General features: G+C 68.7%; 11 protein-coding genes and 3 pseudogenes. 5 read left to right on the top strand and 9 right to left on the bottom strand.

The genetic code is table 11. From position 1 onward, the window contains the following. Positions 1–78 precede the first annotated feature (78 nt). Together ABZ471_RS45345 and ABZ471_RS45340 are read left to right on the top strand one after the other, a co-directional pair. Complete coding sequence (locus tag ABZ471_RS45345) at positions 79–1,533, top strand: IS1380 family transposase (protein WP_359075016.1); 1,455 nt, start codon at positions 79–81, stop codon at positions 1,531–1,533. A gap of 217 nt (positions 1,534–1,750) precedes the next feature. Beyond that, positions 1,751–2,959: an IS4 family transposase gene (locus ABZ471_RS45340; RefSeq protein WP_359075014.1), complete on the top strand. Its 1,209-nt coding sequence runs from the start codon at positions 1,751–1,753 to the stop codon at positions 2,957–2,959. A gap of 282 nt (positions 2,960–3,241) precedes the next feature. On the opposite strand, the pseudogene ABZ471_RS45335 reads toward ABZ471_RS45340, so the two are convergent. Further along, positions 3,242–3,996: pseudogene (locus tag ABZ471_RS45335) on the bottom strand (IS5 family transposase); the annotation flags it as partial. Positions 3,997–4,144: 148 nt separating this feature from the next. Here ABZ471_RS45335 and ABZ471_RS45330 point away from each other — a divergent pair. Together ABZ471_RS45330 and ABZ471_RS45325 are read left to right on the top strand one after the other, a co-directional pair. Further along, positions 4,145–4,966, top strand: coding sequence for a class I SAM-dependent methyltransferase (locus ABZ471_RS45330; RefSeq protein WP_359075013.1), 822 nt, complete (start codon positions 4,145–4,147; stop codon positions 4,964–4,966). 232 nt (positions 4,967–5,198) lie between these two features. Continuing rightward, positions 5,199–5,510: a hypothetical protein gene (locus tag ABZ471_RS45325; RefSeq protein ID WP_359075012.1), complete on the top strand. Its 312-nt coding sequence runs from the start codon at positions 5,199–5,201 to the stop codon at positions 5,508–5,510. A gap of 24 nt (positions 5,511–5,534) precedes the next feature. Here the strand turns inward: ABZ471_RS45325 and ABZ471_RS45320 are convergent, their stop codons facing one another. The 5 genes from ABZ471_RS45320 to ABZ471_RS45300 all read right to left on the bottom strand — a co-directional run bounded on the left by ABZ471_RS45320 (position 5,535) and on the right by ABZ471_RS45300 (position 9,141). Further along, a complete protein-coding gene (locus tag ABZ471_RS45320; RefSeq protein WP_359075011.1) occupies positions 5,535–6,866 on the bottom strand; it encodes a cytochrome P450 in 1,332 nt (443 codons plus the stop codon). 224 nt (positions 6,867–7,090) lie between these two features. Next, on the bottom strand, positions 7,091–7,423 hold the full coding sequence (locus ABZ471_RS45315; RefSeq protein WP_359075015.1) for a helix-turn-helix transcriptional regulator: 333 nt from the start codon (positions 7,421–7,423) through the stop codon (positions 7,091–7,093). A gap of 146 nt (positions 7,424–7,569) precedes the next feature. Next, the gene (locus ABZ471_RS45310) at positions 7,570–7,941 is read right to left on the bottom strand and encodes a fic family toxin-antitoxin system, toxin component (RefSeq protein ID WP_359075010.1); all 372 of its coding nucleotides are present in this window, start codon (positions 7,939–7,941) and stop codon (positions 7,570–7,572) included. Next, positions 7,938–8,240 carry a hypothetical protein gene (locus tag ABZ471_RS45305; protein WP_359075009.1) on the bottom strand — a complete coding sequence of 101 codons (303 nt, stop codon included), beginning with the start codon at positions 8,238–8,240 and terminating at the stop codon, positions 7,938–7,940. Before ABZ471_RS45305 ends, ABZ471_RS45310 begins: the two co-directional genes overlap by 4 nt. Positions 8,241–8,373: 133 nt before the next feature. Beyond that, complete coding sequence (locus ABZ471_RS45300) at positions 8,374–9,141, bottom strand: integrase core domain-containing protein (RefSeq protein ID WP_359075008.1); 768 nt, start codon at positions 9,139–9,141, stop codon at positions 8,374–8,376. A 29-nt stretch (positions 9,142–9,170) separates the two neighbouring features. On the opposite strand from ABZ471_RS45300, the pseudogene ABZ471_RS45295 reads away from it, so the two are divergent. After that, positions 9,171–9,323 (top strand): annotated as a pseudogene (locus ABZ471_RS45295) (cyanate hydratase); the annotation flags it as partial. A 392-nt stretch (positions 9,324–9,715) separates the two neighbouring features. Here the strand turns inward: ABZ471_RS45295 and ABZ471_RS45290 are convergent. The 3 genes and pseudogenes from ABZ471_RS45290 to ABZ471_RS45280 form a co-directional block, all read right to left on the bottom strand. Further along, positions 9,716–10,030: a hypothetical protein gene (locus ABZ471_RS45290; protein ID WP_359075007.1), complete on the bottom strand. Its 315-nt coding sequence runs from the start codon at positions 10,028–10,030 to the stop codon at positions 9,716–9,718. 666 nt (positions 10,031–10,696) lie between these two features. Further along, complete coding sequence (locus ABZ471_RS45285; protein WP_359075006.1) at positions 10,697–11,113, bottom strand: hypothetical protein; 417 nt, start codon at positions 11,111–11,113, stop codon at positions 10,697–10,699. Positions 11,114–11,581: 468 nt separating this feature from the next. After that, positions 11,582–11,701 (bottom strand): annotated as a pseudogene (locus tag ABZ471_RS45280) (SOS response-associated peptidase family protein); the annotation flags it as partial. Between the last annotated feature and the right edge of the window lie 133 nt (positions 11,702–11,834).

Here is an 11,834-nt window from a genome sequence, read left to right as displayed (position 1 = left end):
ACGATGGCTGCACGCGCCCGAGTCCCCACCACGGAATCCATGATCAACGATCACGGCTTCACCTCGCCACCGCCAACCATGCACGAGCTCGTTAGGGCTTCTGTCACACAGCAAGAAGGCACTTTCTGCGTGCACACTACCGGGTCGCGTCCCAAGCTCGTCATCTCGGCCGACGGCCGCGGGGTGGTCAGCCATGCTGGATCCCGCCTGCTGGCCGATCTCGCCGATGCCACCGGCCTGACCAGCGCGTTCACGGACGGGCTGCGCAGGCTGCGACCACGTGGCACCGGGCACGACCCCGGGCGAATCGCGGTCGATCTGGCGGTGATGCTCGCCGACGGCGGCGAAGCAATAGCGGACCTGGCCCTGCTGCGGGACCAGACGGAGGTTTTCGGCCCGGTCGCCTCCACTACGACCGCCTGGCGCCTGCTGGCGGGCATCGACCCGGCCACACTCACCCGCCTGCGCTCGGCGAGAGCCGCCGCCCGGGAGGTCGCCTGGCTGCAGGCCGCCGAGACCACCGCCGGCATACCCGCGGCCCGCGCCGGTGGCCGCGACCTGCCCGGCCTGGTCCTGGACCTCGACGCCACCCTCATCACCTGCCACTCGGAGAAGGAACAGGCGGCAGCCACCTACAAACGCGGCTTCGGCTACCACCCGCTGCTGTGCTTCCTGGACAACACCGGCGAAGCCCTGGCCGGAGTGCTGCGGCCGGGCAACGCCGGCGCCAACACCGCCGCCGACCACATCGCAGTCCTGGACGCGGCCCTGGCCCAGATCCCCGACGCCCACCGACACGGCACCGACATCCTCATCCGCGCCGACAGCGCAGGAGGCGCGAAAGTCTTCCTCGCCCACGTCCGAGCACTGCGCGAGCGGGGTATCCACACCTCCTTCTCCGTCGGACACGCCGTCACCGAACCAGTCCGCCGCGCAATCCGGGCCCTGCCCGACCATCTGTGGCACCCCGCGCTGGAGCAAAACGGCACTCTGCGGACCGGCGCCGAAGTGGCAGAACTGACCGGCATGGTGGACCTTGCCGACCACCCGGACGGCACCCGGATCATCGTCCGGCGCGAGCGCCCGCATCCCGGCGCCCAGCTGTCCTTGTTCGATCTCGACGAGGGCATGCGCCACCAGGTCTTCCTCACCGACACCCCTCACGGCGAAGGCTCCCTGCAGCATCTGGAGGTCCGCCACCTTGCGCACGCCCGCATCGAGGACCGCATCCGCTGCGGCAAGGCCACCGGTTTCGGCCGCTTCCCCTCCCGCCACTTCGCCATCAACGCTGCCTGGCTCGAACTGGCTCTGACCGCCGTTGACCTACTCGCCTGGGCCCAAGCTCTGCTGCTGGAAGGCGAATTGGCCTACGCCGAGCCGAAGAAGCTCCGCTACCGGCTGCTGCACACAGCCGCCCGCATCACCCGCGGCGGCCGCCGCCTCCACCTGCGGATCTCCGCCACCTGGCCCTGGCGAGACGAGCTCGTCAGCGCGTTCGCCCGCCTCGCCACCCTGCCACGGCCAGCCACCTGACCGGCAGCACCGTCCCTGCCCACCCACGACCCGAGGAACTGGAGCACCCGACCCGAGCGTCGGGCCCCAGCCATGCCCGCTTGACGGCAGACGGCCAACAACCACGGTCCGCCTCGATCAGCCCGGCTGATCCCTCCCAACCGAAACGGGGAGGCTAGGGTCAATACCAGTGACTTAAGGTTCGCGGCTGGTAGCGTGGCGTCCAGGAGGTGCCTGGATGCCGCGCCCTGGACAGGTCAAGCCGGAGACGGATGAGCGGTTGTCGGACCGGATCGCGGTCGGGCTGCTGACACGTACGTTTCCGCCGGAGTTGGTGGACCGTGTGGTCGCCGAGTGCGGTCGCTCGGGACAGCGCACTCGGCTGCTGCCACCGCGGGTGGTGGTCTACTTCGTGCTGGCGATGTGCTTGTTCTCCGGACAGGGGTATGAGGAGGTCGCGCGGCTGCTCACGCAGGGTCTGACCTGGGCGAAGCGTTGGTCGGGCTCGTGGCAGGTGCCGACTACGGCGGCGATCTCGCGGGCGCGGGTGAAGCTGGGGCCGGAGCCTTTGCAGGCACTGTTCGCCGAGGTTGCCCGGCCGTTGGCGACCGAGGAGACCCAGGGTGCCCGATACGGGCGGTGGAGGCTCGTGGCGATCGACGGCACGGTCTTCGACGCGCCCGACAGTGAGGCGAACGCGGCGCACTTCGGGCGGCCGAAGACCCATCGCACCGAGCGGTGTGCGTATCCGCAGGTGCGGATGGTGGCCCTGGCCGAGTGCGGCACCCATGCCATCACCGCCGCCGCCCTGGGGCCGCAGACATCATCCGAACCGGCCCTGGCCCGCAGCCTGTTCGGCCATCTCGGTGAGGGCGATCTTCTGCTGGCCGACCGCGGGATCAGCGGTCTGGATCTGTGGCGGGCCGCCTCGGCCGGCGGTGCGGACCTGCTGTGGCGGATCCGCTCCCACCAGGTGCTGCCGGTTCGCGAGGAACTTCCCGACGGCTCGTACTTGTCGGAGATCGTTGCCGCGAAGGACCACCGCAAACGCACCGACCCCACGACCGTGCGGGTCGTCGAGTACACCCTGCAAGGCGCCGGATTCCCCGAACAGGATGCTCCCTACCGGCTGATCACCACGATCCTCGACCCCGTGGCCGCGCCCGCCACCGACCTGGCCGCCCTCTACCACGAACGATGGGAGATCGAGAGCGCACTGGACGAGCTGAAGACCCATCAACGCGGCCCTGCCCAGGTCCTTCGCTCCCGTTCACCCGACGGCGTCGAGCAGGAGATCTGGGGCCATCTGCTGGTCCACTACGCCATCCGCAGCCTGATGCACGACACCGCGGACACCGCCCAACTCGACGCCGACCGGCTCTCCTTCACCCGCAGCATCCGCCTCGCACGCCGCCAGGTCACCGCGCAGGCGGCCTTTTCCCCCTGACCATCTGGCCACGGCCCTCGCCGAGGGCCTGCGGGAGATAGCCCGGCGCCTGCTGCCCCTGCGCCGCAGGCGATTCAACCCCCGTGTCGTCAAGCGCAAGATGTCCAACTTCGGCGTCAAACGCGGCGAACACCGACGCCCTCCCCAACCCGACCGGAGCCCGGCCGAGGCCGTCGCCATCGCCCCGCACTGGCGCACAGCCCCGATCAACCCACCGACCAAGGTCCCACGAAGCTGGGACCCAATCCCTTAAGTCACTGGTATTGAGGCTAGGGTCCGTCTTCAAACGGATCTTGCCCAAAGCAGGAATGCCGCGAGAGTGACCGCCGCTTCGTAGGAGGTGGCGGTCTTTTCGTATCGGGTGGCGATGCCGCGGAAGCCCTTGAGCCGGTTGAAGCAGCGCTCGACCATGTTCCGTCGTCGGTAGATATCGCGGTCGAACCCTGGCGGCCTGCCACCGTAGCGGCCGCGGTTGTGCCGGTGCCGTTGTTGGTCCCTCTTCTCGGGGATGGTGTGTGCGATACCGCGTTTGCGCAGGTAGGTGCGGAAGCCGCGAGAGCTGTAAGCCTTATCCGCGATGACCTGGTCGGGCCGGCAGCGTGGTCGCCCCAGGCCGGTGCGGGGAACGCGGATCCGTTCCAGGAGCGGGCGTGCGCAGATGCTGTCGTGGCGGTGTCCTGGCGACAGCAGGATTGCGAGCGGGCGGCCCTTGCCGTCGCAAGCGAGGTGGATTTTGGTGGTCAGTCCGCCTCGGGATCGGCCGAGGGCGTGATCATCCGGTTCGTCCTGCCAGTACTGCCCCTTTTTCGGCCGGTGGCGGCGGCGTGCTGGTGGGCACGGACAACGGTGGAGTCGATCTGGACCAACCAGTCGATGTCGCCGGCCGCATCCGCGTGGGCCTGGATCTGCTGCAGAGCCCGGGTGAACAGGCCGTCCAGGGCGTAGCGGCGGAAGCGGGTGTAGACGGTTTTCCACGGCCCGTAGCGTTCCGGCAGGTCACGCCAGGAGACACCGGTCCGGATCTTGTAGACCATGCCCCGGCGAGCATCACCATCAGACTCCGCAATCTGGCCGCGCTCCTCGGAAGCGAGCCGTACCGTGGCGCACAGTCGGCAGTCGATCTCCGCGCACACATCCACGAAGTGACCGGCCGGCCCGCTCTCGTCAGCAACCCACGGAGCCCCGATGACCACCCAGCCCACGCATGATCATTTGGTCACCGACCGCAGCCTCCTCTCCACCAAGGCGTACGGCACGGGTCAGCACCTGGCCGCCCGCCAGTCCCTCTATCAGTGGCAGACCCCGCGTCACGATCTTCCAGGCATCGTCGTGAACGAACTGGCGGGCATACGTGGCGCGGTCGCAGACGTGGGTTGCGGCAACGGGAAGTTCGTCGCCCGAGTGCGGGAGGACCGTCCCGACCTGACCGTGCTTCCCATGGACATCTCTCACGGCATCCTCGGCGCCATCCCCGGAGCCGTCGTCGCGGACGTCCAACAGCTGCCCGTCGCGGATGGAGCACTCGGCGCGGTCCTCGCGCTGCACATGCTGTACCACGTCGAGGACCAGGCCCAAGCCGTGCGGGAGCTGGGCCGGGTAACGGCGCCCGACGGCATCGCGATCGTCTCCACCAACAGTCAGACCGACAAGCGGGAACTGGAACACCTTTGGCGCCAAGCCGCGGGTGATGTGCTGGGCGTCCAGGAGGGGCCCGCCCGAGTGCAGCTGTCCGCCCGATTCACCCTGGAGAACGCGCCAGCGATCCTCGGTACGGTCTTCGGCGAGATCCGCACGATACCCCTCCCCGGGGTGATCGAGGTGACCGACGCCGAACCGGTCGTCGCGCACTTGGCCTCGTACGAGGCGTGGTCGGACAAGATGGGCGTTCCGTTCCAGGAGACGATCGAGCGCGCGCGAGAGCGGGTCAACGAGGTCATTGAGGCAGAGGGCGCGTTTCGCGTTACTTGCCTGGGCGGCATGATCGTCTGCCGAAGGACCCGCCTGTAGGACCTCGGCAAGCAAATTGGGCCGTGCGTAAAGAAGCGCTACAACCTACCGAAGTCGGCCCGTCCCGAGCTGGGCTCAGGACGGCTACCGCAGTTCACGAACCGACTACTCGCTACCTTGTGATGCTGCGTCACGGGCAGGACCGTGGAAGGTGTAATCACCCAACCACCCCGCAGACGACCTGCTGCGGCTCTACCACCGGCGCTGGCAGGCGGAAACCTGCTATTTCTCGTTGAAGTCCACGATCTTGGACGGGCGAGTACTGCGATCACGCAGCGTCCCCGGTCTTGAGCAGGAGATCTTCGCGCTGCTGACGGTCTACCAAACACTGGTCCGCATGGCCGGCGATGTCACGACGGCCACCCCGGGACTGTCCATTCAGCGAGTGAGCTTCACGGTTCTCTTCCAGGCCGCGGCGGACCGAATCATCGTCGCGCCGGGGCCTGCCCGGAGCAGTACGGCATCGTTGATCGGGACCATCGGCCGCGCCGTGCTGGCAATCCTCCTCCGCGAACAGCGCCGCCAGCGCCTTACGGCACCTTGAGCAGCCGCCACTGCCTGGCGCCCTTCAGGTGAGTGGCGGTGTCAGGGTTGCGAGGGTGGGGCCGTCGGGGCGGACGGTGATGCCGTACGCAGTCTTCTTGGGGATGGAACTGAAGGCCAGGGTGTGGACCGGCAGCAGGTGTTCGAGCAGGATGGTCGATTCGCGGAGCGCGAATTGCAGACCGAGACAGGCGCGCGGACCCATGCCGAAGGGGAAGTACGCGCCCGGGTGGGTAGGCCGGCCGTCCGGTGTGATGAAGCGCTGGGGGGCGAAGTGCTCCGGGTCTGGCCACAGTTCGGGATCGCGGTGCGTGAGATACGGGCAGACCAGGAGGTCGGTGCCCGCCTCCACGGTGTAACCGCCGATCGTGTCGTCCTCGGTGACATGGCGCGGCAGGATCCAGGCGGACGGGTAGAGCCGGAGCGTCTCGTGGACCAGGGCCTGGATGGCCCGGCGGCGTTGCGCTGAGCCCTCGCCGCCGGCGGTGAGGGCTTCTTCACGGGCGGTGGGAGACCGGTCAAGGAGCAGGTAGAGCCAGGTCAGGGTGGTGGCGGTGGTTTCGTGCCCGGCCACTAGCAGCGTAACCAGTTCATCGCGGATGAGCCGGTCGGTGTACTCGGGGCGCTCGGTGGCGGCATCGGTGAGGACGTGCAGCAGGCCTGGGCCGTCGGGCCCGGCCGCCCCGCTGCGGGCGGCCTTGATGGCATGCCCGGCGACCGCGTCGATCCGGGCGAGATCGTCGGCAACGGCGTCCTGGGCATCGGTGACATCTGCAGGCAGAGTCGGAAGGGCGGCCATCACGGCTGCCACGGCGGCCAGTTCGCGCTCCGTGCCGTCGTCGAGGGGGTGCCCGGTGAGAGAGCGCCAGATGGCGTCCAGGGCGAAGCGGCGCATCTCCTGCCCGACATCGAAGGTCTGCCCGGTACGGCCATACGCGTCAAAGCGCCCGGCAGCGGTCCGGGCAGCCTCGGTGATCCGCTGTTCGTAGCGGCGCATCCCAGTGCCGGTGAACTGAGACTGCAACAAACGGCGCTGCTGCTTCCAGGCCGCACCGGTGGCGGCGAGGATCCCTTCGCCGATCAACACACGGGCGCGGTGGGACCGCTTGACGTACCGCTCCGGGTGCCGGGCGAGTACGTGCTGGACCGCCTGCGGGTCGGTGACGAGAACGGTGGGGGTCGGCCCAAGACGGAACGCGGCGATGCCGCCGACCCGGTCACGCACCTGGGACAGCAACTCGACCAGTTCACCTCCCCCCGAACGCCACCGCTCCACTAGTCCAGGCTCGGCTTCGGGGACCGGCCGCCCCGTTCCGGGAACGTACGAAAGGGAGCCAAGACCGGCTTCGATATCCATGCTTCTTCTCCTGGCCAACCGATGGGCTTAACCTGACGGAGCACCGACAGCACGGACTGTACGGGAGCAGGCACGACCAGTGACATCCCGTCTCGGCCCAACTGCTGCCCAGGCATGGCCTGAATCCCGGCGCCCTGCGCCCCACAGCCGGCCCCGGACACAGAAGTAGTGGTGGAGCCACTATCAAAGGCAGTCCCGCTGCACCAGCCCGCCGGACCGCCGCCTCACTCAGAGCCGCGGTCAGGCGTAGGGGGTAGCGGTACGTCAACAGATCTGCAAGGAACGGGACGCCGATTGGCACTTCGCTGTGCCTGCCAGGCAGTTCCAAATCCAGGTACCGTCTGCCGGGTGCTCACATCTGCCGCAGGCTCGCCGGCTGGGCCTTCGGCGAACAGGGCAGCGAGAGGCACATCGAGCTCGGCGGCGAGCCGGGCCAGCACGTCGGCCGACGGGACCTTGCGGCCCGCCTCGATCATTTCCAGGTAGCGCTCGGTGATGCCGCACAGACCAGCGATCGCGGCGAGCGTCCGACCGCCCCGTCGCTGGTAACAGCACACGTCATGCCCGATCAACAGTGGCGAGGTTGCCACCGATGCCCCCTTCCCCCGCGCGCTGCTCGTGAGATCGTGCGGCCAACGAGCAGGCCATCACGTTCGAGGTGCCCGCCGACGGGGACGGACAGCCCCGGGGCCCGGCCGGGGCCTCAGCCGGTGGACCAGGCGCGCAGCTGCGCGGCGACCTCCTGGACGCCGGCGCCCTTATGCTTGGCACGCATGACGAGCGCGAGGGCTTCCTCCGGCTCGTAGTTCAGCGTGACGCCGTTTGTGTTGACGAACGTCTCAGCGACCAGCCAGGCGAAGAACTCGTTCTTCGCCTCCAGCGGCTCGTGCAGCGCGACGGTCTCCAGCATGGCCGCGGCCTTGAGCCAGTCGCTCGCGTACACGTCGCGGCCCATGTAGTGGGCCTGGACCCGGGCGCAGACGGCGTCCAGCACGCCCAAGTCGAGACAGGCCGGGTCGCCCGGGCGGGTCTGCGCGATCTGCAGGAGCTCTTGCGGGGCGAGGAACCGGGTCACGCGGCGTGACCGTGCCGCGGGAACTCGTGCAGGTCGCGGCTGCTCATGGGCGCGGGGTCGGGCCACGCTCCTGTGCTGGCGTCGGCGGCGTGGGTGTCCTGGGTGGCGAAGACCTCGGCGAGCTGCGGGACGCGGTCACGGGCCCGACCGAGGGCCTTGAGGAACGGGTCTGCGGCAGCCTTGAGCGCCTCATCGCGGACGAAGTCCTCGGGGGACTTGCCGACGATGTTGGCGGCTGCCTCGACGCGCGCGTACTCCTCCGGTTCGAAGCGCGGCACCTGGGATCCGTTCTGGTCCATACGAGCGACGGTACCAGCGGATCCAGCTCCCGCCGAAGGCGTTCAGGCAAGAAGAGAGGGACAGCGGCCGACGGACGGCGGGTGCCCCTTCAAGTCTCCAGCGAACGTACCAGGTGATCCGGGTGCCTGATGGTCACGCGCTGGTTCGCACGACCTCGGAGTAGGTGTCGAAAAGCCGTCGCCCATAAGCCTGTGGTGAGCGAGCTGAGCAGCGACAGCCTGCTCGTCGCCCCACCGGCCCAGGTCCGTGGCTCGACAACGAGCCCACCGTCCGTGCCCGCTGGCGCGCCCTGGTCACCGCGGGCCAAGACCGCCTGCGCGGCACCCATGAGGGGATCACGTGCCTCCGTAAGCGGTCGCGGGGATCTCCGAGGTGATCCTCGATCTTTCTGAGGATCCTGTCGCGGCTGGTCGGTACAGGATCAGTGATTCGGCGGAACCTCGAAGCAGTGAGCGGCCCGGAGGCCTCTCCGGCACGGCGTAGAACAGGCATAGGAGTGGCTCCGAACCCGGCGACGTACGGGTTCGGAGCCAGGAGTGACGCAGGGGGTTCGAGCGTGAGGTAGTGGGCCGCCTCGTGCTCGGCAGGGGTGACGTGGCCGAGCTCGCCGTGGAGGCGTCGCTGGTTGAACCAGTCGATGTACTCGGCGACCGCGACCTCGATGTCGGTGATCCCGGTCCACGGTCCCTTGTTGCGGATCAGCTCGGCCTTGAACAGGCTGTTGCATGCCTCGGCCAGGGCATTGTCATACGAGTCGCCCTTCGAGCCGACCGAGGCCACCGGGGCCTCTTGTCCGAGACGTTCCGTGTAGCGGAGAGCACGATATTGGACTCCGCGGTCCGAGTGAGGCGTGAGGCCGGTGAGATCGGCGCTGGTGGGCCGGCGGCGCCAGATCGCCATCTCCAGCGCGTCGAGGGCGAGGTCGGTGCACGCTGAAGGCTCTGGTCCACGAGCAGTTCGGTGACGGCATCATCTCCGCGATCAACTTCAAGTTGGATGTGAAGAAGGTCGCCGACCCCGAGGGCGGCGAGCGTGCGGTGATCACCCTGGACGGCAAGTACCTGCCCACCAAGCCCTTCTGAGACCCCTGCCCGCGGGGCGGGCCATCTCCCCCGACGACGGACGTGACGATACGACGGGTCCTGTTCACGCGAGCCTCCCGAAAGCGGTCGCCGGGCAACCGGTGAGCTGTTCGGCGCGGGCCACGAAGAGCATGGCTGACTCGGGGTACCCCGGGCCTGGACCTACGTGAAGTATGTGTGCACCCTCAACATCGCCGAGCCGGAGAAGAACAAGCCGACCGAGATGCTGGACACCTGCCCCGCATGAACCACAGCCCGCACACCGAGTCATACACCGACAAGGTCACAGCCGGCCCGGGCGGAGCGATGACCGACGAAGTCGGCATCATCAACGGGGACCTCACCGTCCAGATCGCCGGCAGGCGACGGGCGCACCGCCCGGGTCACCATCGTCAGGTGAGGGCGTCGCGCAGGTAGGTGGGCAGCATCTGGCAGAGTGCTCGATCCACCGTCCGACTCTGGGCGAGGAGTTCGTCCGCTGTGACGGTCAGGCTCTGGTCGTTGCCGGTGCGGACGAGGGCCCGGAACGTTTCTCCGGCTCGGGCCGGACCGCGGGCGAGATGGCCGGCCAGGACAGCACGGCCGAACGCGGCCGGGTCCGCGTCGGTGGTCGCACGTCCGTAGCCCTTGCTGATCCACACACGACTGAACGGCTCGTACAGCTGGACCTCCCACACCAGGCAGGCAGCATCACTCTCACGGGACATGACTGCGATCATGCCCTGGACCACCCACCGCACCGCCCCTACCAGCCAGTACTGTCCGAAAGCATGCGATGCCGCCGCTCGGCCACTTGCTCCCGGAGTGCTGCAGCCCTCCCTTGCGGGCGTCCACGTCGGCTCGCCGCCAGCGGTGGCCAGCCTTGTAGTGCGGCGCCCGCACCGGCGGGCGGCCCGGCCTGATGCCCGGCGGCAACAACGGCCAGCCGGGCCCACCGCCCGTTCGCCACGCCCCACAGGGCGTGACCGGGCGTCGTCAAGTTGTTGATCCGGCAGCTGGTCGAGGGTGTGGCGGGCGTGGTTTCCGCCTGCGGTTCAGGCCGTGGTGGGCATGGTCTGTGGCACCCGGCCGGCTCCGGGCCTTCCGCCGCACGCCCTGAGGCGCACTTTGGCGTCCAGGTCGCGCATGAGGGTACGCAGGGCGGCCTTGGCCGCGGGCGTGCGGGGTTGCCCGCCCGGCGGGAGGACTCGTCGGCGCCGCAGCGGTGGCACGTTTCCGGAAACGGCGGCGCGCAGCAAAGACCCGAGCCCCCGCCGTAACGACGGGACTCGGGCTCTCGGCCGCTTCACACACCCGCTGCAGCCCTCAGCCGGGGCGGCAGGGAACCAGCAGTTCCCACTTGGGCGGGTCCACCGGGGGGCGGGGGCAGAGGCTTACTGCTTAGCCGGGGGCGGAGGCGGGTCGTGCGGGGGCGAACCCGGGTCCTGCTGGGGCGGGTCCTGCTTGGGCGGATCCTGCTTCGGAGGGTCCTGCTTCGGAGGGTCCTGCTTGGGCGGATCCTGCTTGCAGAAGACTTCGCCCTGATAGAAGTGGCAGCCCGGCATGTTCTTGATGTCCTTGGGCTTCCCCTTGCCCTTGCCCTTGCCCTTGCCCTTGCCCTTGCCCTTGCCCTTGCGATCTTTTTCCTTGTTGCCGTGGTCGCTCTTGCCGTGGTCGGCGTGGCCTATTGCGGTCTTGGCGACGACGCCGGTGTGCGGTGTCGAGGCGAATGCACTGGCGGGCATCATCACGCCCCCGACCGCAAGCGCAGTTGAGGTGGCAAGCATCACCAGACGCTGGCTGTAAGACATGGGAGACATAGAAATCCTCCTCGTGGTGACAAGTGATCAAAGTTGCCGAATGCCGCTCGTGACATTCTGTGGTCGGATTCGACAGCGGGACTCGCGTCCCGCAGACCGCGCCGCCGGGGCTGCCCCGCACGGCCGACGGACCACACTCTCTGGGCGAGCCCGTGCATCAAGTAAGCCCCGACCGGCGAACCGCCGCACGACACTGCATGTCGGGGCTTGACACGCGGCGGCGTGCCTTACTCATCCATCCATGCCCGGCAGGCGTTCGGTCCGGACGTGATGGCCTGCGTCGCCGAGGCCGGACAGCACGGGCGCGTGCAGCGGCCCCGCGACCAGGACCACGACAGCTCCTGGTCCCTCCTCTGCCGCCGTGACCGTGCCCCACCGGCCCCTCGTCCTGCCCGCCCCGGGCCCGGCGGTGCTGCCGTCGCGGTAGCGGCCGGTACCCAAAGGACGGGCCGGTCCCCGGTAGGGCTGCTTGCGCGCCTTGCCCGTGGCCGAGTCTTTGCCGGGCTGCCACTCGTAGAACCCGTCGGCCGGCAGCAGGCAGCGGCGTTTGACGAACGCGCGGCGGAAGGCCGGCTTCTCAGTGGACGTTAAGTCCGTTTCTGGTAGCGGCCTCGTCGGGGTTGGGTGAGGAATCCTTGGCGGGTGAGGCGTCCGAGGCGGCTGCGGGTGATGTTGACGGTCGCTTCGTCGGTGGGCATGCCGAGGAGTTCGT

Origin of the sequence: Streptomyces sp. NPDC005728, assembly GCF_040630895.1 — a bacterium.
Classification (GTDB): Bacteria; Actinomycetota; Actinomycetes; order Streptomycetales; family Streptomycetaceae; genus Streptomyces.
Note: the sequence above shows the minus strand (reverse complement) of the source record. Positions and strands in the feature narration are given on the sequence as shown.

Excerpts from the sequence above, each read along its gene's own strand:
- ABZ471_RS45300 (WP_359075008.1), bottom strand. The coding sequence starts at position 9,141 with ATGGCGATCTGGCGCCGCCGGCCCACCAGCGCCGATCTCACCGGCCTC.
- ABZ471_RS45320 (WP_359075011.1), bottom strand. The coding sequence starts at position 6,866 with ATGGATATCGAAGCCGGTCTTGGCTCCCTTTCGTACGTTCCCGGAACG.
- ABZ471_RS45330 (WP_359075013.1), top strand. The coding sequence starts at position 4,145 with ATGACCACCCAGCCCACGCATGATCATTTGGTCACCGACCGCAGCCTC.
- ABZ471_RS45345 (WP_359075016.1), top strand. The coding sequence starts at position 79 with ATGCACGAGCTCGTTAGGGCTTCTGTCACACAGCAAGAAGGCACTTTC.
- ABZ471_RS45290 (WP_359075007.1), bottom strand. The coding sequence starts at position 10,030 with ATGTCCCGTGAGAGTGATGCTGCCTGCCTGGTGTGGGAGGTCCAGCTG.
- ABZ471_RS45340 (WP_359075014.1), top strand. The coding sequence starts at position 1,751 with ATGCCGCGCCCTGGACAGGTCAAGCCGGAGACGGATGAGCGGTTGTCG.
- ABZ471_RS45305 (WP_359075009.1), bottom strand. The coding sequence starts at position 8,240 with ATGGACCAGAACGGATCCCAGGTGCCGCGCTTCGAACCGGAGGAGTAC.
- ABZ471_RS45285 (WP_359075006.1), bottom strand. The coding sequence starts at position 11,113 with ATGTCTTACAGCCAGCGTCTGGTGATGCTTGCCACCTCAACTGCGCTT.